This is a genomic window from Nocardia brasiliensis NBRC 14402 (assembly GCF_000308475.2).
Classification (GTDB): domain Bacteria; phylum Actinomycetota; class Actinomycetes; order Mycobacteriales; family Mycobacteriaceae; genus Nocardia; species Nocardia brasiliensis.
The window spans coordinates 127,235-149,740 of sequence record NZ_BAFT02000063.1; the positions used below are offsets into that span (position 1 = coordinate 127,235).

General features: G+C 69.8%; 21 protein-coding genes and 1 pseudogene. 15 read left to right on the plus strand and 7 right to left on the minus strand.

Annotation, left to right across the window (positions count from 1 at the left end; genetic code table 11):
* Window positions 1–122 precede the first annotated feature (122 nt).
* The 7 genes from TY25_RS22270 to TY25_RS43500 all read left to right on the plus strand — a co-directional run bounded on the left by TY25_RS22270 (window position 123) and on the right by TY25_RS43500 (window position 6,796).
* Window positions 123–1,352 carry an AAA family ATPase gene (locus TY25_RS22270; protein ID WP_042258941.1) on the plus strand — a complete coding sequence of 410 codons (1,230 nt, stop codon included), beginning with the start codon at window positions 123–125 and terminating at the stop codon, window positions 1,350–1,352.
* The gene (locus TY25_RS22275; RefSeq protein ID WP_226887274.1) at window positions 1,349–2,335 is read left to right on the plus strand and encodes a DUF58 domain-containing protein; all 987 of its coding nucleotides are present in this window, start codon (window positions 1,349–1,351) and stop codon (window positions 2,333–2,335) included. The genes TY25_RS22270 and TY25_RS22275 overlap by 4 nt, the downstream gene beginning before the upstream one ends.
* Window positions 2,332–3,333 (plus strand): VWA domain-containing protein, encoded by a 1,002-nt coding sequence (locus tag TY25_RS22280; protein ID WP_014986315.1) that lies wholly within the window; start codon window positions 2,332–2,334, stop codon window positions 3,331–3,333. The genes TY25_RS22275 and TY25_RS22280 overlap by 4 nt, the downstream gene beginning before the upstream one ends.
* A gap of 205 nt (window positions 3,334–3,538) precedes the next feature.
* Window positions 3,539–4,261, plus strand: coding sequence for a 3-oxoacyl-ACP reductase FabG1 (gene fabG1, locus TY25_RS22285; protein ID WP_029900585.1), 723 nt, complete (start codon window positions 3,539–3,541; stop codon window positions 4,259–4,261).
* A gap of 42 nt (window positions 4,262–4,303) precedes the next feature.
* A complete protein-coding gene (gene inhA, locus TY25_RS22290; RefSeq protein WP_014986313.1) occupies window positions 4,304–5,140 on the plus strand; it encodes an NADH-dependent enoyl-ACP reductase InhA in 837 nt (278 codons plus the stop codon).
* Between the two features lie 20 nt (window positions 5,141–5,160).
* A complete protein-coding gene (locus TY25_RS22295; RefSeq protein WP_042258942.1) occupies window positions 5,161–6,222 on the plus strand; it encodes a ferrochelatase in 1,062 nt (353 codons plus the stop codon).
* Between the two features lie 73 nt (window positions 6,223–6,295).
* Entirely contained in the window at window positions 6,296–6,796 is a 501-nt protein-coding gene (locus TY25_RS43500; protein WP_052383119.1) for a hypothetical protein, read from the plus strand.
* Window positions 6,797–6,936: 140 nt separating this feature from the next.
* On the opposite strand, the gene TY25_RS22305 is transcribed toward TY25_RS43500, so the two are convergent.
* The 3 genes from TY25_RS22305 to TY25_RS22315 form a co-directional block, all read right to left on the minus strand.
* Window positions 6,937–7,680 carry a S1 family peptidase gene (locus TY25_RS22305; protein WP_042258943.1) on the minus strand — a complete coding sequence of 248 codons (744 nt, stop codon included), beginning with the start codon at window positions 7,678–7,680 and terminating at the stop codon, window positions 6,937–6,939.
* A 113-nt stretch (window positions 7,681–7,793) separates the two neighbouring features.
* Entirely contained in the window at window positions 7,794–8,606 is an 813-nt protein-coding gene (locus tag TY25_RS22310) for an Rv1486c family protein (protein WP_042258944.1), read from the minus strand.
* A 90-nt stretch (window positions 8,607–8,696) separates the two neighbouring features.
* Entirely contained in the window at window positions 8,697–9,524 is an 828-nt protein-coding gene (locus TY25_RS22315; protein ID WP_042258945.1) for a DUF3097 domain-containing protein, read from the minus strand.
* Window positions 9,525–9,667: 143 nt separating this feature from the next.
* On the opposite strand from TY25_RS22315, the gene TY25_RS22320 reads away from it, so the two are divergent.
* The 6 genes from TY25_RS22320 to TY25_RS22345 all read left to right on the plus strand — a co-directional run bounded on the left by TY25_RS22320 (window position 9,668) and on the right by TY25_RS22345 (window position 17,252).
* On the plus strand, window positions 9,668–10,099 hold the full coding sequence (locus tag TY25_RS22320; protein ID WP_042258988.1) for an NfeD family protein: 432 nt from the start codon (window positions 9,668–9,670) through the stop codon (window positions 10,097–10,099).
* The gene (locus TY25_RS22325; RefSeq protein ID WP_042258946.1) at window positions 10,099–11,385 is read left to right on the plus strand and encodes an SPFH domain-containing protein; all 1,287 of its coding nucleotides are present in this window, start codon (window positions 10,099–10,101) and stop codon (window positions 11,383–11,385) included. Before TY25_RS22320 ends, TY25_RS22325 begins: the two co-directional genes overlap by 1 nt.
* Before the next feature lie 36 nt (window positions 11,386–11,421).
* Window positions 11,422–12,714: an ABC transporter substrate-binding protein gene (locus TY25_RS22330; RefSeq protein WP_042258947.1), complete on the plus strand. Its 1,293-nt coding sequence runs from the start codon at window positions 11,422–11,424 to the stop codon at window positions 12,712–12,714.
* Window positions 12,711–14,609: a hypothetical protein gene (locus TY25_RS22335; protein WP_042258948.1), complete on the plus strand. Its 1,899-nt coding sequence runs from the start codon at window positions 12,711–12,713 to the stop codon at window positions 14,607–14,609. Before TY25_RS22330 ends, TY25_RS22335 begins: the two co-directional genes overlap by 4 nt.
* Window positions 14,610–14,616: 7 nt before the next feature.
* Complete coding sequence (locus TY25_RS22340; protein WP_146153927.1) at window positions 14,617–16,365, plus strand: hypothetical protein; 1,749 nt, start codon at window positions 14,617–14,619, stop codon at window positions 16,363–16,365.
* 209 nt (window positions 16,366–16,574) lie between these two features.
* Window positions 16,575–17,252 (plus strand): O-methyltransferase, encoded by a 678-nt coding sequence (locus TY25_RS22345; protein WP_042258952.1) that lies wholly within the window; start codon window positions 16,575–16,577, stop codon window positions 17,250–17,252.
* Window positions 17,253–17,294: 42 nt separating this feature from the next.
* On the opposite strand, the gene TY25_RS22350 is transcribed toward TY25_RS22345, so the two are convergent.
* From TY25_RS22350 to TY25_RS22360, 3 genes are all read right to left on the minus strand, one after another.
* Window positions 17,295–17,867, minus strand: coding sequence for a 3'-5' exonuclease (locus TY25_RS22350; RefSeq protein ID WP_042258953.1), 573 nt, complete (start codon window positions 17,865–17,867; stop codon window positions 17,295–17,297).
* Window positions 17,868–17,917: 50 nt separating this feature from the next.
* Window positions 17,918–18,913 (minus strand): zinc-binding dehydrogenase, encoded by a 996-nt coding sequence (locus tag TY25_RS22355; protein ID WP_042258954.1) that lies wholly within the window; start codon window positions 18,911–18,913, stop codon window positions 17,918–17,920.
* 100 nt (window positions 18,914–19,013) lie between these two features.
* Entirely contained in the window at window positions 19,014–19,694 is a 681-nt protein-coding gene (locus tag TY25_RS22360; protein WP_042258955.1) for a TetR/AcrR family transcriptional regulator, read from the minus strand.
* Between the two features lie 92 nt (window positions 19,695–19,786).
* Here TY25_RS22360 and TY25_RS22365 point away from each other — a divergent pair, with 92 nt between their 5' ends.
* Window positions 19,787–21,292 (plus strand): MFS transporter, encoded by a 1,506-nt coding sequence (locus TY25_RS22365; RefSeq protein ID WP_042258956.1) that lies wholly within the window; start codon window positions 19,787–19,789, stop codon window positions 21,290–21,292.
* Window positions 21,293–21,296: 4 nt separating this feature from the next.
* On the opposite strand, the gene TY25_RS22370 is transcribed toward TY25_RS22365, so the two are convergent.
* On the minus strand, window positions 21,297–22,166 hold the full coding sequence (locus TY25_RS22370; RefSeq protein WP_226887275.1) for an SDR family NAD(P)-dependent oxidoreductase: 870 nt from the start codon (window positions 22,164–22,166) through the stop codon (window positions 21,297–21,299).
* Between the two features lie 156 nt (window positions 22,167–22,322).
* Between TY25_RS22370 and TY25_RS22375 the strand changes: the two are divergent.
* Window positions 22,323–22,506, plus strand: a pseudogene (locus TY25_RS22375) (urease accessory protein UreF); the annotation flags it as partial.

Consider the following 22,506-nt stretch of genomic DNA (forward strand, 5'->3'; position numbering starts at 1 on the left):
GATTCGCCGCAGCGGAGGAGTCGAAGCTTCGAATTCTCTTCATGTCGGGTCCGGTTGCGGCACATACGGCCATTACCTGGAATAGTTGTGGCAGCACGCACAGGACCAAGGCGAAAGCGGGGATGTTGGTGACTTCGACAGACGGTGTCAGCGGGGCGAAATTGGCGAAAGATGCGCCTGCGTCCACGTCGAACACCCTGGAGCGAGACGTCCAGACCCTGGAGAAGGCGATCTACGAGGTCAAGCGGGTGATCGTCGGGCAGGACCGGCTGGTCGAGCGATTGCTCGTCGGCGTGCTCGCGCGAGGTCACGTTCTGCTCGAAGGCGTGCCCGGCATCGCGAAGACCCTGGCCGTGGAGACCTTCGCGAAAGTGGTCGGCGGCTCGTTCTCCCGCGTGCAGTTCACCCCCGACCTGGTGCCCACCGACCTCATCGGTACCCGCATCTTCCGGCAGGGCCGCGAGGAATTCGATACCGAGCTCGGCCCGGTCGTGGCGAACTTCGTGCTCGCCGACGAGATCAACCGCGCGCCGGCCAAGGTGCAGTCCGCGCTGCTCGAGGTGATGGCCGAGCGGCACGTGTCGATCGGCGGCAAGACCTACCCGATGCCGAACCCGTTCCTGGTGATGGCGACGCAGAACCCGATCGAGAGCGAGGGCGTGTACCCGCTGCCCGAGGCGCAGCGCGACCGCTTCCTGTTCAAGGTGGTCGTCGACTACCCCTCGGTGGAGGAGGAGCGCGAGATCATCTACCGGATGGGTGTCACCCCGCCGGAGGCGACGCGCATCCTGGAGCCCGAGGAGATCGTGCGGCTGCAGAAGGTGGCAGCCAATGTCTTCGTGCACCACGCACTGGTCGACTACGTGGTCCGGGTGATCGCGGCGACCCGCAGGCCCGCCGACTTCGGCATGCAGGACGTGGCGAGCTGGATCTCCTACGGCGCCTCGCCGCGCGCCAGCCTCGGCATCATCGCCGCGGCCCGCGCCGTCGCGCTGATCCGCGGCCGCGACTACGTGGTGCCCCAGGACGTGGTCGAGGTGATCCCGGACGTGCTGCGCCACCGCTTGGTGCTGTCCTACGACGCGCTCGCCGACGAGATCAGCCCGGAGGACGTGATCAAGCGGGTGCTGCAGACCGTGGGCCTGCCCCAGGTCGCGCCGCAGGCCGTCGCGCCGGGTGCCGCTGCCGGTTCCGCTGCGCCGCAACAGCTTCCGCAGCAGCAGCCGGGTTCGCCGCAGGGCATCCCGCAGCCGCCGCAACAGCCGCAACAGCAGCAGGGCGCCCCGCAGCCGGTGCCGCAGCCGCCGAACGGGCAGCAGTCCCAGCCCGCCGGCAACGTCCAGAACAAGTGACCGCAGCGCCGGAACCGCCGTACCGCGTGGCCACCTCACCGCATGCGCCGCCGTCGTTCCAGGCCGGCGAACTGACCGACCCGCGGCTGACCGCGGCGCTGAAAACGCTGGAGCTGACGGTGCGCCGCAGGCTCGACGGCGTGCTGCACGGCGACCACCTCGGCCTCATTCCCGGGCCCGGTTCGGAGCCGGGGGAGGCGCGCACCTACCAGCCGGGTGACGATGTGCGCCAGATGGATTGGTCGGTCACCGCCCGCACCACCCACCCGCACGTGCGGCAGATGATCGCCGACCGCGAGTTGGAGACGTGGATGGTCGTCGATCTCTCGGCGAGCCTGGACTTCGGCACCGCGCTGTGCCAGAAGCGCGATCTGGCGATCGCCGCCGCGGCCGCCATCACCCACCTCACCAGCGGCGGCGGCAACCGGATCGGCGCGGTCGTGGCCACCGGCGAGCGGTTGGTCCGGGTGCCCGCGCGCAGCGGCCGGGTGCACGCGCAGTCGCTGCTGCGCAGCATCGCGACCACGCCGCACGCGCGCGACGGGGTGCGCGGGGACCTGCGCGGCGGCATCGAATCGCTGCGCCGCCCGCAACGCAAACGCGGTCTCGCGGTGATCATCAGCGATTTCCTCGGCGAGATCGATTGGCAGCGTTCGCTGCGCGCCATCTCGGCGCGGCACGACCTGCTCGCGGTCGAGATCATCGACCCGCGCGATCTGGCGCTGCCCGATATCGGCGATGTCGTGCTGCACGATCCGGAAACCGGGCGCACCCGCGAATTCAGCGTGACGCCCACGCTGCGTGCGGATTTCGCGGCGGCGGCGCAGCGGCACCGGGAGCAAGTCGAACAGGCCCTGCGCAGCTGCGGCGCGCCGGTCCTCACCCTGCACACCGATAGGGACTGGATCGCCGACGTGGTCCGGTTCGTGTCCACCCGGCGCCACAGCCTCGGCGCCCCGAGCGGGCGGGTCCCACGTCAGTGAGTATTTCGCATTTCACCGCCGCGCTCTGGCTCGGCTTCCTGGCCGTCCTCGCGTTGATCGCGCTCGGCTATGTCCTGGTGCAGCGCGGCAAGTACAAGCACATGCTGCAGTTCAGCAACATGGAGCTGCTGGAGAAGGTCGCGCCCGCGCGGCCGAGCCCGCTGCGGCACGTGCCGATCGCGCTGATGCTGGTCGGCCTGGTGTTCCTGACCATCGCGGCGGCCGGGCCGACCGCGGTCAAGAAGGTCGCCCGCAACCGCGCCACGGTCATGCTGGTGATGGACGTGTCGCTGTCCATGGAGGCGACCGACGTGCCGCCGAGCCGGATCGAGGTCGCGAAGAAGGCCGGTAAGGAATTCGTCGACGGCCTGCCGAACGGTTTGAACATCGGCTTCATCACCTTCGCGGGCACCGCGTCGGTGATGGTGTCGCCGACGACCAACCACGAATCGGTCAAGGCGGCCATCGACAACGCCAAGCTCGCCGAGCGGACCGCGACCGGCGAGGGCATCCTCACCGCGCTCAACGCGATCGACACGCTCGCGTCGGTGCTCGGCGGCGCGCAGGAGCCGCCGCCCGCGCGGATCGTGCTGATGTCGGACGGCAAGCAGACCGTGCCCGCGTTCGAGGACGTGGACAACCCGCGCCACGAATTCGTCGCCGCGCGACTGGCGAAGAACAAGAACGTGCCGATCTCGACGATCTCCTACGGCACCAGGTGGGGCAAGGTCAGCATCCCGCGCGAGGACGGTTCCCGCGACGACGTGCCGGTGCCGGTCGACGACGACGCCATGCGCGAACTCGCCCGGCTCTCCGGCGGCGAGTTCTATACCGCGTCCACCCTGCAGGAACTGAGCAAGGTGTACGACACCCTCGAACAGCAGATCGGGTTCGAGCTGACCAGGGGCGATGCGAGTCGTCCGTGGTTGCTGCTCGGCCTGCTGATCACCTCCGCCGGGGTGATCACCGGACTGCTCTACCGCCAGCGTCTGCCGTAACCGAGTCACCCTGGCGCCACGCACGTTTCGGTCTGCGCCCGGAGGATGACGCCAGCGGGCCGGGTCGCTGCGGCGTCGCCGATCGGGTCGCGCGCCGGGGCCGGTGACCGTTCTGTCCGAACCGCGCCGCCGTCCTCGCGGACCCGTCCGGACCGGCGCCGGGCGGGTTTCCGGGCGGCGGCTGCCACCAGGTAGGTTGTTCCCCATGTCGAACATCACATCCCGGTCTGTCCTGGTCACGGGTGGTAACCGTGGCATCGGTCTCGCAGTCGCGCAGCGCTTGGTGGCCGACGGTCACAAGGTCGCCGTCACCCACCGTGGTTCCGGCGCGCCGGAGGGGATGCTCGGCGTGAAATGCGATGTGACGGACTCGGAATCGGTCGACGCGGCGTTCACCGAGGTCGAGGAGAAGCAGGGGCCGGTCGAGGTCCTGGTCGCCAATGCGGGCATCGTCGACAACACGCTGCTGATGCGGATGAGCGAAGAGCAGTTCAGCAGGGTCATCGATGCCAACCTGACCGGCGCGTTCCGCTGTGCCAAGCGCGCGAATCGCGCCATGCTCCGGGCGAAGTTCGGCCGGATCATCCTGCTCGGCTCGGTGGTCGGCCTCAAGGGCGGTCCGGGACAGGTGAATTACGCCGCGTCGAAGGCGGGCCTGGTCGGCATGGCGCGTTCGATCACCATGGAGATCGGCTCGCGCAACATCACCGCCAATGTCGTCGCGCCCGGTTTCATCGAAACCGATATGACGCGCGACGAGGTCACCGAGGAAATGCGTGAGCTGGTACTGAAATACGGCATTCCGGCCAAGCGAATGGGGCAGCCGGAGGAGGTCGCCGCCGCGATCAGCTTCTTGGCGTCCGATGACGCGGGCTACATCACCGGTGCCGTGATCCCGGTCGACGGCGGCTTGGGCATGGGCCACTAGTCTTTCACCACACCACTCGACTCTCAGGAGAACCGAAGACCCATGGGCGGACTGCTCGAAGGCAAGACCATTCTGGTGACCGGCATCATCACCGACTCGTCGATCGCGTTCCACGCGGCCGCGGTCGCGCAGGAGCAGGGCGCGAAGGTGATCATCACCGGCATTCCGGAGCGGCTGCGGTTGATCGACCGCATCGCCAAGCGGCTGCCGCAGGAGGTTCCCCCGGCCATCCCGCTCGACGTCACCAGCGAGGAGAACCTCGCCGAGCTGCCGGACAAGCTGCGTGAGCTGGCGCCCGAGGGCATCGACGGCGTGCTGCACTCCATCGCGTTCGCGCCGCGCACCCTGATGGGCCCGGAGGCGCTGCCGTTCCTCGACGGCCCCGGCCCCGACGCGGCGAAGGCCTTCGAGATCTCGGCGTGGAGCTACGCCTCGCTGGCCCGCGCGGTGCTGCCGGTGATGAACGAGCGCGGCTCGATCGTGGGCATGGATTTCGATCCGCGCACCGCGATGCCGTTCTACAACTGGATGGGCGTGGCCAAGGCCGCGCTCGAGTCGGTGAACCGGTACGTCGCGCGAGAGGTGGGCGCGGCCAAGAAGATTCGCTCCAACCTGATCGCCGCCGGTCCGATCAAGACGCTCGCGGCCAAGGCCATCGCGGGCACCGCGACCGACGACGCCGCCAAGCTCAACCAGCTCAACGAGTACTGGGACGGCGCGTCGCCGATCGGCTGGGACGTCGACGACCCGACGGTGGTCGCCAAGTCGATCGTCGCGATGCTCTCGGACTGGCTGCCGGGCACCACCGCTTCGATCATCTACGTCGACGGCGGGGCCAGCCACAACACCTGGTTCCCCGAGGACATGTCGATCAACTGAGTCATCCCGGAGGAGAGAACGTGGCACGGGCCGCCGATGCACTGCTGTTGCTGTCCTTCGGTGGCCCGGAGCGCCCCGAAGACGTGATGCCGTTCCTGGAGAACGTCACCCGGGGCCGGGGCGTGCCGCGCGCGCGGCTCGACGAGGTCGCGCAGCACTACCTGCACTTCGGCGGGGTGTCGCCGATCAACGCGCTCAACCGGGACATCATCGCGGCGGTCGAGGTCGAATTGGCCGCGGCCGGAATCGATCTGCCGGTGTACTTCGGCAACCGGAACTGGACGCCGATGGTGGCGGACACCGTCGCGCAAATGGCCGCCGACGGTGTGCGTTCCGCGCTGGTGTTCCCGACCTCGGCCTGGGGCGGCTACTCGGGGTGCCTGCAGTACCACGAGGACATCGCCAGGGCGCGAACGGCTTTCGGTGCGGGTGCGCCGGAGCTGGTGAAGCTGCGCCAGTACTTCGATCACCCGCTGCTGATCGAGGCCTTCGCCGACGCGATTCGCGCGGCGCGGCAAGAACTTCCGGCCGAGCGCCGCGACGCGGCCCGGCTGGTCTTCACCGCGCATTCCATCCCGATCGTCGCCGACACCGCCGCGGGCCCGGCGGCCGACGGCGGCCACCTGTACAGCCGCCAGGTCGCCGAGGCCGCCCGATTGGCCGCCGCCGCAACGGGGTTCACCGACTACGACGTCGTCTGGCAGTCCCGCTCGGGTCCGCCGCAGGTGCCGTGGCTGGATCCCGATATCGTGGACCACCTGGACGATCTCGGCGCGAAGAACGTCGAAGCGGTCATCGTCTGCCCGGTGGGATTCGTCTCCGATCACCTCGAGGTGATCTGGGATCTCGACAACGAGGCCCGGGAGAAGGCCGCCGAACTCGGGATGGCGTTCGTGCGCGCGGGCACCCCCGGCACCGATCCCCGTTTCGCGCGAATGGTCATCGAATTGATCGGCGAGCAGCTGGCCGACGTGCCGCCACGACGGCTCGGCGAGGTCCCCGGTTACGGTTGCACGCCGAACGGCGAGCCCTGCTTCCTCGGCTGCTGTGCCCTCCCAAGTCGGGGCACCGTTCATCGATGACTCACGAATAGGTCTGCGATAGCATCGCTCTCGCCTTCGGACGAAGCCGAAGCGGGGCGCAAGGTGAGAATTGATGACATATATCGACATGATGACCACTACCGGACTGTTGGACCTGGGGGCGTGGTCCGACGACACCGTGTGGACGGCAGCACTGGAAACCACGGAAGCACGCCGGCGGGGGAGCCGGGGCGGCAAAGGTGGCTCGTGGGTCGTGGGGCTGATCTGCCTCGGTCTGGTCGTCGTCGGCATGGTCGTCATCATCTGGCTCTCCCGGAGAAACAGAGGACAGAACCAGAACCAGCTGCCGCCGCACGGTAACGGCGCGCAGCCGTACCAGCAGCAGATAGCCGGGCAGCAGCAGTACCCCGGGCAGCAGTACCCGCAGCAGCAGGGGTACCCGCAGCAGCAGGCTTATCCGGGACAGCAGCCGGGATACCAGCAGCCGTATCAGGGCCAGCAGCCGTATCAGGGTCAACAGCCCTATCAGGGCCAGCCGTACCAGCAGCCCTACCAGCCGCAGGGCCAGCAGTACCCGCAGCAGTCCTCGTATCCGCCGCACCAGCAGCACTGATTCGGGGTTCGCGCACCCTCTCTGACCTCCCGCACCCCGACTCGCCGTGCGACACTCCGTGTCTCGCGACAGAAGGGGTGCGGGATCCGATAGGGCCACCGAATCAGTTGGGGCGGCAACGCGATAGGCGCCCTCGCCCGTCAGAACATGACGGTGGACAGGCGGGTGTAGATGCCGGGGTAGCCGGGCTCGGCTGCGCCTTTGCCCCACGAGGTGAGGGCGACCAGTTCGCCTTCGACGAGAAGTGGGCCGCCGCTGTCGAATTGGTTGGCGTCGGCGTCGGTCGACCCGGCGCACAACGCTTCTCGGGGGTCGAAGGCGTCGCCGTAGGCGGCGCAGTCGGCGTCGAGTGGGACGGCGGCGGCGTGCAGCAGCGGGTTCGCCCAGTCGTCGTCCGAGGTCGCGCCCCAGCCCAGAATGGTGCCCGAAGTGCCGTGCGCCGCGGCGATGCGCACGGTCGGGCGCTGGACCGGATGGTCGAGCGTGAGGATGGCCAGATCGTTGTGGTACGCGAGATCGGCGCCGAACACGGTGACCCGGAAATCCGGATGTACCCGGACGCCGGTGACGCGGACCGAGGTGCCCGCGTCGGTGCGCAAATCGGACCGGTCGAAGGTGACGCGCAGCGCGGCGGGTACCCGCCCGGTGAACACGGCGCAGTGTGCCGCAGTGACCACCTGGTCGGGGGCGATCAGCGCGCCCGCGCAGAATTGCCCGCCCGGGCGCAGCGGCAGCAGGGGAGTGCCGATCGCCACCAACCACGGGTACGCGGACGCGTCGGCCGGTTTTCCGCCGACCACCGCGGCCGCCTGCGGCATGGCGGGCAGGCCGATGCCGATCGCCGCCGCGGTGACGACGGCCGCGAGTATCGCGGTGCAGCGCATCGCGCACCTCCTTTGCTCGACTTCTCGAAGCACACTATTGCGGGACCGTCCCGCGCGCGACCGGAAGCGGATTCGATTGCGGCGCAACGAGACAAACGCCCCGAAGCGGGCACTCAGGCGCTGCGTGCCGCCGCGTGCACCGCGACCAGCCTGGCCGCGCGGATCGCGTCCCACAGTGGGCGCAGCAGCGACTCCTGGGCGCCGATGGCGGTCGCCGAGGTCGGCGAGGAAGCCGGTTCCCGTTGCGCCACAGTGAGAATCGCGGCGACATGGTCGGCGGTGTCCAGAATCTTCCTGGCCCGCAGCGGAATCGAGTCCGGGTAGTCGTGCCGGGAGTAGTCCGCGAGCTCGGCCTCGATGAGTTCGCGCGGATCCGAATCGGCCGACCCGACCGAGGTGGTGTGCAACTGCATCAGCGCGTCGGCGGCGTCGCGGACTGCTTCGCGCATAGCGTATTCCGCCTCGCCGAGCGACATGTCGGGGCCGGGCTCCGCCGGAATCGGCGTGCTGTAGACCGACCATTGCAAGGTGTCCTCGTCGGTCCACTGCGGGATCAGGCCGGTGCCCTCCGTGCCCGGCGCGCCGAGCAGCAGACCCTCCTGCGCCTCGATCGCGTCGGCGGCGAAGGCGGTGCCGACCGGCAGGCCGCGCACGTCGCCCGGCACCGGCAGCACCAGCCGGATCTTCGCGCCCGGCTCGGCCATCGCCTCGCGAATCACCTTGAGCAGCGCCATCATCCCGGTGCCCGGCAGGTTGCCGCGCGACGACCACGGCAGATCGGAGCGGCCACCGGTGACCGGGTCGCCGGCCGCGATGGTGTGCCGGCCCGCCCAGGCGTGCAGGGCCTCCAATACGTCGTCGGGCGCGCTGCAGCCGGCCAGCCAGGAGCCGGCCCACACCGTCAGCGTGGCACTAGGAGAGCACATAATTATCGAGCATAAAGGGTGATGGTTATTCACGGGCATTCCCGCGAGGGGCATTCCTGAGCAGCGCCGCGAGTACCTCGGCGGACGCGCCTATTCCGGCTCGGTGACGAAGTCGATGAGCCGTTCCACCGCCCCGATGAGCGGTGCCTCGAGGTCCCGGAAGGACTCGACCGCGCCGTAGATCCGGCGCCAGCCGTCCTGCGGGGTGCCCCAGCCCAGCCGGTCGCAGATGCCGGTTTTCCAGTCCTCGCCGCGCGGCACCTGCGGCCACGCGTCGATGCCGACCGTGGCGGGCCGCACCGCCTGCCACACGTCGATGAACGGATGGCCGGTGACCAGTACGTGCGGGCCGAGCCCGGTGGTGAGCTGGGTCTCCTTCGAGCCGGTGACCAGGTGGTCGACCAGCACGCCCACCCGCCTGCCCGGGCCGGGCTCGAACTCGACGAGCCGCTCGGCCAGGTTGTCCAGCCCCTCCAGATGCTCCACGACCACGCCTTCGACCCGCAGATCGTGGCCCCAGACCCGCTCGACCAGCGCGGCGTCGTGCACGCCCTCCACCCAGATCCGGCTGGTCCTGGCGACCCGCGCGCGCAGCCCCTCGACCCTGGTGGAGCCGGAAGCGGACCGTGTCGGTTTCTGCGGTGCCGCGGCCGTCGGCCGGACCAGCGTGACCGGCCGGCCGTCGATCAGGAACGCGGCCTCGCGCAGGGCGAACAGCCGTACCGCGCCGCGCGCGTCCTCCAGTTTGACGAACTCGCCGTCGTAGCTGCGGTCGAAACCCACCACGGCGCCGCAGAATCCGCTGGCCGCGTCCTCGACGACGAGGTCGCGTTCGGCGCTGACCTGCGGTACCGCCCGCTTTTTCGCCCGGGAATGCCCGGAGAAGATATCGCCGCCGTACCTGTCATGCCCGCTCATCCGCCCGAACTTAGCAGGCGGACATCCGTATTCGGTTCCGCGAATCGCGGGGGAGACGGTCGACACGCCGGTCTACAACATTCCAGGCACACATGATCGACAACCAGCGCATCCGGTCGCGGACGCGCACTAGAGTGGGCAGCGTGGCCGCAATAGTTTGGCTGGTCGCGGGGATACTGCTCGCGGCCGCGGAAATGCTCACCGGGGACCTGACCTTGCTCATGCTCGGCGTCGCCGCGCTGGGCACCGCGGGTGTGAGTTCCGTCGCCGGCACGTCGGTGGTGGTGGACGCCCTCGTCTTCGGCGTGCTGACGCTGGTGTTGTTTCTCGGGGTGCGGCCGGTGCTGCGCCGCCGGTTCGGCAATCCGCCGCCGATTCCGACGAACGTCGAAGCCCTGCAAGGCAAGTCGGCGCTGGTGCTGGAGCAGGTGGACGCGCATTCCGGTCAGGTGAAGCTGAGCGGGGAAGTGTGGACCGCGCGACCGATGGACGAGACCGAGGTGTACGAACCGGGTACGAAAGTGTTCGTGATGAGGATCGACGGCGCGACCGCCGTCGTGTGGAAGGGGCCGTGATGGCTGTACTGATCGTTGCCGCCGTACTCGTCCTGCTGGTCGTGGTGGTGGTCTTCAAGTCGATCGCGCTGGTGCCGCAGGCGGAGGCGGCGGTGATCGAGCGGCTGGGCCGGTACTCGCGCACCGTGTCCGGCCAGCTGACGTTCCTCGTGCCGTTCGCCGACCGCATCCGCGCCAAGGTGGACCTGCGCGAGCGGGTGGTGTCCTTCCCGCCGCAGCCGGTGATCACCGAGGACAACCTGACCCTGCATATCGACACCGTGGTGTACTTCCAGGTCACCAGCCCGCAGGCGGCGGTCTACGAGATCAGCAACTACATCGCCGCGGTCGAGCAGCTCACCGTCACCACGCTGCGCAACGTGGTCGGCGGCATGACCCTGGAACAGACCCTGACCTCCCGCGATCAGATCAACGGTCAGCTGCGCGGCGTGCTGGACGAGGCCACCGGCCGCTGGGGGCTGCGGGTGGCGCGGGTCGAGCTGAAGAGCATCGATCCGCCGCCGTCGATCCAGGAGTCGATGGAAAAGCAGATGAAGGCCGATCGCGAGAAGCGCGCCATGATCCTCACCGCGGAGGGCACCCGCGAATCACAGATCAAGACCGCGGAGGGTTCCAAGCAGGCCCAGATCCTGTCCGCCGAGGGCGCCAAGCAGTCGGCCATCCTCGCGGCCGAAGGCGAACGGCAGAGCCGCATCCTGCGCGCCCAGGGCGAGCGGGCGGCGTCCTATCTCCAGGCGCAGGGTCAGGCCAAGGCCATCGAAAAGGTCTTCGCCGCAATCAAGAACGGCAAGCCGACGCCGGAACTGCTTGCCTACCAGTACATGCAGACGCTGCCGATGGTCGCGCGCGGCGACGCCAACAAGGTGTGGCTGGTGCCCAGCGATTTCGGCAAGGCGCTCGAAGGCTTCGCGACCAGCTTCGCCACCAAGGGCGAGGACGGCGTGTTCCGTTACGAGCCACCGTCTTCCGATGGCGAGCAGGTCAAGGTGGAGGACGACTCCGACGTCGCCGACTGGTTCGACACGGCGTCGGACCCGACCATCGAGCGCGCGGTCCGCGCGGCCGAGGCCACCGCGCGCACGCCGGTGGAGGGTTTGATGTCGCCGCCGCCCGCGGCGCCGCATCAGCCGGCACCGCATCAGTCGGTGTTGCCGCCGCAGGAGGAACAGCAGGCGCTGCAACCGCAACCGCCGCAGCAACCGCAGCCGCCGCAGCAACAACCGGCCTACCGGCCCGAGGATCCGCACGGCAGGCCGTGGCAGCCGCCGGAGAACTTTTCGAAGTAGGCCGATTCTCGGCGACGAGACGGCTCCGGGGGGTTGATGCGAACCAGGCGAGAACTCTTGCAGGTGGCGCTCGTCGCGCCGCTCGCCGCCGCCTGCGCCCCCGATCTGCTGCTCGGCAACCCCGGCGCGGTGCGCGTCGGGGTGTCGTGGAGCGGGACCGAGCTGACGGCGTTCCGCGCGGTGCTGGCCCGCCTCGGCTATCCCCATCCGGTGGACGTGGTGCCGCTCGGCGACGAGATCGAGACCGCGTTCACCGCGGGCGGCCGCTCCGCGCCCGACATCGTGATGCTGCCGCAGGCGGGCCGGGTGCGCCCGCTCGCGGAGCGGCGCAAGCTGCGCCCGGTGTCCGAGCGGCTGTGGTCCGACGGCGCGAACCCGGCCTATCCCGAGATCTGGCGACAGCTGTTGCAGCACAACGGAAAACCCTATGGCGTGCCGTTCAAGGCCGCCGACAAGTCGATGGTCTGGTACGACCGGCAGCTGGTCGAGCGATACCGGCTCGGGGACCCGGCGGGCTGGACCCTAGCGGACTGGCTGGACCGGATGGAGTTCCTCGCCGACTCGCCGGTGCGGTTGCTCGCGCTCGGCGCGGCCGACGGTTGGGTGCTCACCGACGTGTTCGAGAACGCGCTGCTCGCCGAATCCCCGCGCATCTACGACGAGGTCGCCGCGGGCCGCGCCGATCGCACCTGGGAAAGTCCCGCGGTGCGGGCCGCTTTCCGGCATCTGGGCTCGCTGTGGGGGCACCGGCACGCCTTCCCCGGCGGTATCGCGGTGGCCTTGACCAGGCAGTTCCCCGACGCGGTGCGCGAGGTGTTCGAGCACCGGCGCGCGGTGATGGTGGTCGCGCCGGATTTCGCCGAGCCGATCGTGCGTGCCGCGGTGCGCCGGTCGAGACGGCGGGAAGAGGCGGTCGGCGTCGCCGCGTTTCCGGCCGTCACGCCGGAGGTGGCCGCGCCGCGGATCGTCGGCGGCGACGTGATGGTGGTGACCGAGTCGGCCACCGACCGGGCCATGGATCTCGTTGCGGCACTTGCCGCGCCGACGGCACCGGTCCCGTGGATCGAGGGCTACGGCGGCTTCATCGCGCCGAATCTCCGTACCGAGGCCCGGTATTCGGCGCTACTGGAACCGGTGGCGCGCACCCTGCGGACGCGCAGCGCGTTCGATCTGTCCGATCGGATCGGCGCCGTCGGCGGCCGGAACGGGCTGTGGCGCATCCTCACCGACTTCTTCACCACGGTCGGCAACGGGGCGACGGAACGACTGGACGAGGCGACCGACCGCGCGATCACCGCCCTCGACGCGGTGGATCGGCGGCGGCGGTGACCGAACAGCGGCACTTCCAGGCGCACGGACTGCAACTGCAGCTCACCGGTCGGCGCATGCGCGGTCCACTGATCGCGGGGAGTCACCCGCGGCGCTGGACGGGTGTGGCGGCCGCGCTGCCCGCCACGGTGCTGACGGTGTCGCTGGTCGTGGTGCCGGTGGTATGGACCGTGGTGAGCGCGGCGCGGGCCCGTCCGCTGCTGGTGGTCTCCTGCCTGTTCGTCGTGCTCGGGGCGGTGGGTCTCACCCAATCGGCCAGGCATCGGCGGGGCGGCTGGTTGCGGTGGGTCGGCCGAGGGCTGGTGCGGCGGCGAACACCTTTGCCGCTGTGGACGATTCGGGTGCTGCTGCGCACTTTTCGGCTGGTGCTGTGGGCCGCTGCGCTGGTGCTGTCGTTCGGCGGCCTGTGGCTGCTCTGCACGGCGCTCGGCGGGGACGGGAGCTGGGCCTATGTGCGTACGCTCGGCTGGCTGCTGGTGGGAGTGCTCATGCTGGCCGCGGCACTGTGTGTGGCTTGGTGGGCGCGCGATTCGCAGTGGCTGTGGCGGCCGCTCATCGTCTCGTTCGGCATTTCGGCGGTGGTGTCCGGCGTCGCGTTCCGGCTGATCTTCGAGTTCTGCGGCGACCTGCTCGGCATCGAAAGCGTGCTGGGATATCGGATCTGGTACGGCCTGATGCTGTGTTCGGCTTTCGTGTGGACCTGGTTCGGTTTCGTCACCGGGCTGTTCCGGGCGGGTATCCGGGCCATCGAGACCGATGCGGTCCAGTCGGGCTTCCTGCATCACGGTGCGGGCCGGTTTCCGGTGCGCCTGTTCGTATTACTGCGCCCGGTGGTGTTGATCGTCGGCCTCGCCGTCGGCGTCGCCGCGGCGCGGGTGTTCGATGTGGTGCTGATCGGCGTGCCCGGTTCGATGCAGTACGAGCTGGACAGCGCCACCGTGTACTGGTGGCGGATGGCCGTCGACGCGGCGGTGGACCCAGGCGTGGCCGCCGCCTACGGTCTACCGCTGGCGGTGCTGGTCGGGTTCCTGGCCTGGCTGTTGCAGACCGACATCCGCAGGCACCGGACCAGCTGGTCCGCGCCGACCGCAACGGTTGAAGCGGCTGCGCGGCCTCGGCGGAAACCGTTGCGGCTGTTGGGGATCGTGCTGGTCTCGCTGCTCGCCCTGGTACCGATCGGCTGGCTGGTCCACACCTGCCTGCGGGACGGCGACGGCTATGGCACCGGCGCGATCGTCCGGGTGTGGCGGGATCCCGCGCTGCTGCGCTCGCTCGAGACCACCGTGTGGGTGGCGGGTTTGGCCACCCTGGTCGTGGTGGCCGCCGGGGCGCCGGTGGCGTATCGGCTCGCCACGCTGCGGCCGAACCGGCCCGCCGCGATGAGCGCGGTGGTGGCGCTGGTGGTGCTCTCCGTGCTGCCGGTGCAGAGCTATCTGGGCCCGGTGAACACCTTCATCGATGCTTACGGGCTGTCCGGCACCCGGATTCCGTTGATCCTGCTGCACGCCGCCGCGGGTCTGCCGATCGCGATCCTGGTGCTGCGCGGCGCATTGCTCGCGCCGCCGGACAGTCCGGCCGCCGACGCGCTGCACGGCCTGGCCGGTCCCGGCACCATCGCGCGGCGCGTGCTGGCCTCCGCGGGGCCGGCGCTGGGCGCGGTGGCGGTGCTCGAATTCATCCAGGTGTGGAACGATTTCGTGATCGGGTTGCTGATCAGCGGTGCGGGCGCGACGCCGTGGTCGCTGCTGCTGTGGGGCGAGGCGCGCCAATTCGGCGAGAACTCGGCGCAATTGGCGGCCGGTGCGTTGATCTCGGCGATCCTGCCGGTCGCGCTGCTGCTGGCGACCTGGCGGCGCTGGTTGGTGCCCGGCCTCACCAGAGGAACGTTGCGATGAGCGACAGGTGCCGGAACATCGTGCGGCGGGCCGGGATCGGCGTGGTGCGGGCATGAACGATCCGGACCCGCACGCCCGCCGCGACGACCCGGCGGCGGCACCGAGTACGCCGAGATCCACTGTCTGGCAAGGGTTTCTGGGCACCGCCTCGGTGGTGGCGTACGCGCTGCTGTTCGAGCTGGCGCGCAGTCTGGTGATCAACTCGCTGGGCGACAGCACGGCGGTCAAGGTGCTCGCGGGCACCCTGCGGTGGCTGTCGGTGCTCGTCATCGTCGCGGCGGCCGCGTATGTGGGCTACCGCTTCGTCCAGTGGTACCGCGAAAGAGTGCGCGTCAGCGCGGAACTCGCGTTGCTCGCCGATCTGGTCGAGCCCGCGCCGCAGCGGGCGACGGCGCACCGGTGTCCGGGCCCGCCGCGCCGCACCCCGGCGCTGAACGGCCGGATCATCGCGGCGGTGTTGCGCGAGCTGCCGGTGCGCGACTTCGAGGCCGCCGCGCTGCTCGCGGTCCTGGGGGCGGCGCTCGACGCGCCCGCCCGGCTACCGCTGGAGCGGTTGGCTTCGCGCCCGACAGCCGCGGTGCTGCTGGACACCCTGCGCCGGGAAAACATTGTGACAACCGCGGGCGCGCAACGCTATTGCCTGCGCAAGGTGCCGGTGCTGCCGGAGCAAGCGGAGGTGCGCGAGGGCGCGCGCTGGCCCGCGGCACTGGCGGCGCTGGTACACCACTACGCCGATCGCGCGGGCCGCTGGGCGATCGCCTTGGAGACGGTGCGTTTCGCGGCCGGGGCGCGGCGCTGGTTCGAGGCCGAGGAAGAGTATCTGCGCACGCTCGTCACGCGGTGCGCGCAACTCGGCGCGGCGCTGCCCGCGGCCGTGGTGCCGGAGCTGGTGCGGATCGGGGACGCGCTGGACACCTGGCACGCACGAATCGGCTTGGGGGAGAACCACGGCGAACTCGCGGTGAAGATGTGCGAGATACCGGGGCTGAACGACCATGTGCTGCACCGGGATCTGGTGCGGATGCGGGCGAACCTGCTGCGGGACCGGCCCGGTCGCTATCGGCCGCGCAATCTGTCCACCAGTTTGGCCGCGCGGTGGGAACACCGAGACGCGCTGCGCCGGCTGGACCGGGCCGTGCCGCAGGAACTGCCCGGGGTAGTCGCGCAATTGGAGGCGTCGTGGTGGCTGCTGCCGCGTGAAGACGTGGCGGGCGAGCTGTGCGCGCTGATCAACCTGGCCATCGCGCATCTGTGGCAAGGGCGGCTCGACGCCGCCAAGGACCGGCTCGACCTGGCCGAATCGCTCACCCGCACCGGTCGGGACCCGGACGGTCGTGCGCACGTGCACGAGACCATGGGCATCGTCTGGTGGGTGCGCGGTGACTCGGCCAAGGCGTTGCACCGCTGGCAGCAGGCGCTCGGCGAGTATCGCGTCATGGTGGACGAGCACGGCATCGCCCGCTGCCTGCAACATCTCGGCTCGGCCCTGCTGGAGGAGCCCGGTCACGCCGCGACGCTACTCGGTCCCGGCTTGTCCGCCTCCGAGGTGACGCGCCAGATCACCGGCTGGCTCGCCGAAGCCCGCCGCCTGCACCGCGGTCTGCGCTACGCCGGACACTATGCGGCCCAAGCCGATTCGCGGCTCACCGCCCCCCGCCGCCTCGGCCTGCGCGCCCTCCTCGACCGCACCCCACCCTTGACCGCGCTGGACCGCATCGACCGCTGGCCGCTGCCGGTCGACGACGACCCGCATTAGCCGCACCGGTTCCGTCCAGTGCGGGCTGTGCGCGCCGCCGGTCGGCATCACGGACATCATCTGGCTGTCGGGGTTGATCTGGTGGAGTGCCGCACTCGATCTGGTGTGCGGGGGCGGGTGCGTGGAATTCGCCAAGGCAGGCGGGAATGTGCGCCACGGCACGCGCGGGCCGGACACGCCGATCCGGTCACGGTGGCAGACTTTTCGGTATGACGACACCTGATTGGGCCGATGTGGACCGCTACCTGGTGGACACCCTCGTGCAGGACGTGGCGACGGCGGCGGCCTTGACCGCGAACGCCGCGGCGGAACTGCCCGCGATCGACGTCTCCCCGCCGCAGGGCAAGTTCCTCTATCTGCTGGCGAAGACCGCGCGGGCGCGGCGCGTGCTGGAGATCGGCACGCTGGGCGGGTACAGCACGATCTGGCTGGCTCGCGCGGTCGGCGCGAAGGGCCAGGTGATCACCTTCGAATACCAGCCGAAGCATGCCGAGGTGGCCCGGCAGAACCTGGACCGCGCCGGTGTCGGCGACCGCGTCGAGATCCGGGTCGGCGCGGCCCTGGACAACCTGCCGGTTCTGGCCGAGGAGAACCCCGAGCCGTTCGATCTGGTGTTCATCGACGCCGACAAGGTCAACAATTCGAACTACGTGCAGTGGGCGCTGCGGTTGACCCGTCCCGGCTCGGTGATCATCGTCGACAACGTCGTGCGCGAGGGCGGCGTGGCCGACGCGGACTCGACCGACCCGATGATCCAGGCCAGCCGCGAGGTCCTCGCGCTGCTCGCCGCCGAACCGACCCTCGACGCCACCGTGGTGCAAACCGTCGGCAGCAAGGGCTGGGACGGCTTCGCCTACGCCGTGGTGAACGGCGACGCGGACGACTGAATTCGTTGTGCCGCTGCGGATCACCCGTCCGCAGCGGCGACGTCAGCCGGTGTTCGTCACCCGCCAGGCCCCGCGGCCTGCGATGTCGAGGACCAGTGCGGCGATGTTCCACGCGTCGTCCGCGCCGCTGTGGTGCCGCCCTTCCAGCGGTAGCCCCGCGATCTGCAACGCGCCCGCCATCCCCTGCCGCTTCGGCAATCCGTAGGCCTCGCTGAACAGCAGCTTGGCGTTGGTGTGCCGGCCGCCGAACGGATAGGCGGTGCCGGTGGCGGCGCACTGGTTGCGGAACTGCTTGCGGTCGTAGTCGCCCCAGCTGGCCCACGGGCGCATACCCGCCGCGTGGTCGGCCGCGAGCAGGCGGCAGGCTTCGGCGAATTCGATACCCGTATCCACCTCGTCCTGGGTGAGCCCGGTCAGTTCGGTGCAGAATTCGCTGACCGTGGAGCGGGCGGGCCGCACCAGGATCCGATGTTTCGCGGTCCGCGCGCCGGAGCCCAGATCCACCACGGTCACACCGATTTCGATGATCTCGCTGACCGCGCCGGGCGGCGGCGTGCCCGCCCAGCACGTCGCCTCGACGTCGACGACATTGAGTAGCCCCGTATTTCCGCCCATGCTCGTCGAGGGTAGGGAGAGCGCGGGGCGGGCTCAATCGTTTTTCGGGGTCAAGGGACGAGGACGACCTTGCCGGTGGTGCCGCGTTGCTCCAACGCGCGGTGGGCGGCGGCGGCCTCGGCGAGCGGAAAGCGCTGCACGGCGGGGCGCAGGCGACCCGCGGCGGCCGCGGCCATCGCCTCGTCTTCGAGTGGACGCAGGTCACCGCCGACCCGTTGCAGCATGGCGGGACCGACGACCAGTTGCGAGATGATGCCCCGGGCCGCCAGCTCGTCTTCGGAAAAGGCCGGTGTGGCAGCATCTTTCGGGCTGGACCCGGACGCGCCGTAGACCAGGTGCCGCCCGCCCTTTCCGACGAGATCCAGTGCTCGGCGGGTGATCTCGCCGCCGACCGAGTCGAACAGGATCGTCGCGGTGCGGTCGCCGAGGAAGGCGCGAACCTGGTCCGGCCAGTCGGGCCGCAGGTAGTCGACCGCGAGGTCGGCCCCATTGCGTTGCACCAGTTCGACTTTCGCGGGACCACCGGCCAGGCCCAGAACCGTCGCGCCCGCGTTCTTCGCGGCCTGCACCAGCAGCGTGCCGAGGCCGCCCGCGGCGGCCGTGACGATGGCGACACTGTCCGGGCCGAGGTCGGCGAACAATAGAACGCCGAGGGCGGTACGGCCGGTGCCGATCATCGCGACCGCTTCGGCCGGGTCGAGGTGGTCCGGAATCTCGTGCAGCCGAGATACTTCGGTGACGGCGAGTTCCGCGTACCCGCCGGGCACCATGCCGAGGTGGGCCACCACGGGTTTGCCGACCCAGCTCGGGTCGACATCGGCGCCGACCAGGTCGATGGTTCCGGCCACCTCGCGCCCGGGCACCGTCGGCAGTTCGGGCGCCGGGTACGGTCCGGCCGCGCCTTTACGCAGCGCGGTGTCGATCAGGTGGACGCCGGCCGCGGCCACGGCGATCCGCACCTGCCCCGGTGCGGGTTGCGGGTCGGAAACGGTTTCGTAGCGCAGGTTTTCGGCCGGGCCGAAGGCATGGAGGCGAATCGCGTGCACGGTGGCTCCTGTTCGTGGTGCAGACGCCGACCACCGTGCAACATCAAGTTGGGTTCAGGTCAACTCGACCGGTCGTCGCGCCGCGCCGCCGACCCGCGGGTCACGCCGAGCCGGCGTGCTGCCTCGCCCTGACCTCGAAACCGTCACAGAGCGCCGACAGCCCGACGTACAGCAGCTCCTCCTGGGTGAGGTCGCTGACCCCCGTACCTTCCAGGTCGGCCAGCGCGGGCGGCACCGGATACTGTGATTCTCCTTTCAGCATGGTGCGCAGCCCGTTGTCGCCCTCGGGGTTCATGCCTTTGCGTGCCATCAGGGTGGCGCTGATGTGCGGCAGTGTCGCCCCCGAGATGTAGTTCCAGATCGTGAACGCCATCGTGGTGGCCTCGCGCGTGGAAACATTCAGTTCGGAAAGACCCTCGACCATCCACGCCAGGCACGCCAGACTCTGCGGGCCGAAGCTGTAGCGCGGCGTGGCGAAGGTGAGCAGAACCCACGGATGTTGCAGGTAGAGCGCCCAATCGACCTCGGCGGCGATCCGCACCCGGTCCCGCCAGGACCACTGCTGTCCCTCGGGCGACGGATACGGATTGCGGCGGGCGACCTCGTCGGTCATCGCCGCGAGCAACTCGTCTTTGTTCGCGACGTGCCGGTACAGCGACATGGCGCCGACGCCCATGGTGTCGGCGATCCGGCGCATCGACAGGGCGTCGAGTCCCTCCTCGTCGGCGAGCGTGATGGCGGTGTCGATGATGGCGGCCCGATTGAGCTTGACCTCAGTCATCCCATGACTCACTTTCACTTCCAGGAGAGGTTGCGTACACTGTACCCGACCTTGTGCGTACGGCGTACGCGAGACGGAGAGGAAATTTCAGGATGACAGACGTCGAGGCCACGCGCGCCGCGCAGGCGCCGGCCGCCGGCTCGCGCCGTGCCTGGCTGGGCTTGACGGTATTGCTGCTCCCGGTGCTGCTGGTGTCGATGGACATCTCGGTGCTGTTCCTGGCCATGCCGACGCTCACCGAGGATCTCGACCCGTCCGCCGCGCAGCAGCTGTGGATCCTCGATATCTACGGCTTCCTCATCGCGGGCCTGCTGATCACCATGGGCAACCTCGGCGACCGGATCGGGCGGCGCAACATCCTGCTGGCCGGCGCCACCATCTTCGGCATCGCGTCGGTGCTCGCCGCGCTGGCGCCCAGCTCGGCGGTGCTGATCGCGGCCCGGGCGCTGATGGGCATCGGCGGCGCGACCCTGCTGCCGTCCAGCCTGGCGCTGATCTCGAGCCTGTTCCCCGACGCCAAGGAGCGTGCGGCGGCGATCGGTGTGTGGACCGCGTTCTTCGCGGGCGGCTCGGCGGTCGGGCCGATCATCGGCGGCGTGCTGCTGCACCAATTCTGGTGGGGCTCGGTGTTTCTCATCAACATCCCGGTGCTGTTGATCCTGCTGGCGCTCGGCCCCTTCGTGCTGCCCGAACACCGCGCGGGCGTGCGCGGACCGCTGGACCTGCCCAGCGTCGCGCTGTCCATCGGCGGCATCCTGCCGCTGGTGTACGGCATCAAACACGCGGCGGCGGAAGGGATCGACGCCGAATCGATCATCATCGCGCTGATCGGCATCGTGGTGCTGATCATCTTCGTGCGCAGGCAGCGCAAACTCGCCGACCCGCTGCTGGATCTGCGGCTGTTCACCCGGGCCGGATTCTCGGTGGCGATCGGCTCCAGCCTCGTCGGCATGATGTCGCTGGCCGCGCTGAGCTACCTCACCAGCATTTACCTGCAGTCGGTCACCGGTCGCGATCCGCTCGCCGCGGCGCTGCTCGGTATCCCGATGGCGGTGGCGGTGTTCGTCTTCTCGATGAGCGGCGCGCGGGTCGGCCAGCGCTTCGGCGTCCGCAACAGTTTCACCTTCGCGCTGGCCGCCGCGGCGGTGGGCAATCTGATGCTGCTCGGCGTCGGCGTGCACGGTGGGCTCTGGTGGTACCTGGTCGGGTCCACCATCGCGGGCATCGGTTACGGCATCGCCTTCACCCTGGTGTCCGATGTCGCGGTCTCCTCGGTGCCGCCCGAGCGAGCCGGTTCGGCGGTCGGCATCTCCGAGACCAGTTTCGAACTCGGCAATTCGCTGGGCCTGGCGCTGCTGGGCTCGCTTGCGGCGCTGATCTTCCGGTCCGGCGGCGACTACGCGGCCACCATCGGCGAGACCATCCAGAAGGCGAACGGCGACGCGGCGCTCATCGAGTCCGCCCGCCAATCCTTCGTCTCCGGTATGCATATCGCGACCGCGGTGGGCGCGACCATCCTCGTCGCCATGGCGATGATCGCCTACTTCGCCTCGCCCCGGCGTCTGGCGCCGGGCGCGGGCGCGGGCGCGGCGCACTGAGCGCTCACCGGCGGAAGGCGCGTTCGAAGAAGCGCTGCACCTGGTTGCGGGTCAGGTTGGTCCAGGCCTGGACGGGGCTGGACCACCAAGGCGCGATCTCGCGCGGCTTGGCCGTGACGGCGTGGCAGACCAGGTCGGAGGCTTCGTCGACGGTGAGGCCCGGCACCCGGCTGAAATCGGTGGGGGCGCTCATCCTGGTGTGCACGAGCGGCATGTAGATCGAGGTGGTGGTGACGCCGTCGCCGGACACCTCGGCGGCGACGCTGCGCAGCCAGACGTCGAAGGCGGATTTCGACGCGCCGTAGGCCGCCCACTGCGGCGCGGGCGGCATGAGCACGCCCCAGGTGGAGATGTTGACGATATGACCCTGCTTGCGTTCGCGCATGTCCGGCAGCAGCGCGAGCAGCAGCCGCACCGGGCCGAGATAGTTGATGTCGATGGTGCGGGTGAAATCGTGGAAGCGGTCGTAGGACTCGTCGATCGATCGGCGAATCGACTTGCCCGCGTTGTTGATCACCACGTCCAGGTGGCCGTGCTCGGCGAGCAGCCCGCGCGCCAGCAACTCGACGGCGTCCATATCGGTGAGGTCGGTGGGATAAACGTGCGCGGTGCCGCCCTCGGCCGCGATGTCGGCGGCGACCTGCTGCAAGTCGTCGGCCGAACGCGCGACGAGCAGCACGATCGCGCCCGCGGCGCCGAGCTTGCGCGCGCTGGCCTTGCCGATGCCGTGCGACGCCCCGGTCACCAGCACGACCTTGCCTGCGACCGCCTCGCGCAACGTCTGCTCGCGCGGCCGGGAGGTCGGATACAACAGCCGGCTCGCCACTCGCTCGGCGAGCGGGCGTCCGTTGCTCTGGGCCGGAGTCTCAGTCACCCCTCCGACTTTATTAGCACAGCGTCAATTCGGCGCTCGGTATCGCGATCACGTTCGGTCCCGGTGCTACCCGCGACGTGCGATATCGTCCGCGCCCGGCCACGTTCGCGGTGACCGGGACACGCTTGCACGACACGCCGGGCATAAGATCCGTCGGTGGGTGAAATCGGTTCGGCGAGTCTGGCGACGTTGTTCGCGTTGGCGGATTCGCGGTTGCCGATCGGCGGGCACGTGCGCTCGGGCGGGGTGGAGGAGGCGATCGCCTCCGGCGTGGTGCGAGACGTGGTGACGGTCGAACTGTATCTGCGCCGGCGGATCCGGACCTCGGGACTGGTCGCGG

Excerpts from the sequence above, each read along its gene's own strand:
- TY25_RS22345 (WP_042258952.1), top strand. The coding sequence starts at position 16,575 with ATGACGACACCTGATTGGGCCGATGTGGACCGCTACCTGGTGGACACC.
- TY25_RS22330 (WP_042258947.1), top strand. The coding sequence starts at position 11,422 with ATGCGAACCAGGCGAGAACTCTTGCAGGTGGCGCTCGTCGCGCCGCTC.
- TY25_RS22325 (WP_042258946.1), top strand. The coding sequence starts at position 10,099 with ATGGCTGTACTGATCGTTGCCGCCGTACTCGTCCTGCTGGTCGTGGTG.
- TY25_RS22310 (WP_042258944.1), bottom strand. The coding sequence starts at position 8,606 with ATGTGCTCTCCTAGTGCCACGCTGACGGTGTGGGCCGGCTCCTGGCTG.
- TY25_RS22350 (WP_042258953.1), bottom strand. The coding sequence starts at position 17,867 with ATGGGCGGAAATACGGGGCTACTCAATGTCGTCGACGTCGAGGCGACG.
- TY25_RS22365 (WP_042258956.1), top strand. The coding sequence starts at position 19,787 with ATGACAGACGTCGAGGCCACGCGCGCCGCGCAGGCGCCGGCCGCCGGC.
- fabG1 (WP_029900585.1), top strand. The coding sequence starts at position 3,539 with ATGTCGAACATCACATCCCGGTCTGTCCTGGTCACGGGTGGTAACCGT.
- inhA (WP_014986313.1), top strand. The coding sequence starts at position 4,304 with ATGGGCGGACTGCTCGAAGGCAAGACCATTCTGGTGACCGGCATCATC.
- TY25_RS22305 (WP_042258943.1), bottom strand. The coding sequence starts at position 7,680 with ATGCGCTGCACCGCGATACTCGCGGCCGTCGTCACCGCGGCGGCGATC.
- TY25_RS43500 (WP_052383119.1), top strand. The coding sequence starts at position 6,296 with ATGACATATATCGACATGATGACCACTACCGGACTGTTGGACCTGGGG.
- TY25_RS22360 (WP_042258955.1), bottom strand. The coding sequence starts at position 19,694 with ATGACTGAGGTCAAGCTCAATCGGGCCGCCATCATCGACACCGCCATC.
- TY25_RS22270 (WP_042258941.1), top strand. The coding sequence starts at position 123 with ATGTTGGTGACTTCGACAGACGGTGTCAGCGGGGCGAAATTGGCGAAA.
- TY25_RS22315 (WP_042258945.1), bottom strand. The coding sequence starts at position 9,524 with ATGAGCGGGCATGACAGGTACGGCGGCGATATCTTCTCCGGGCATTCC.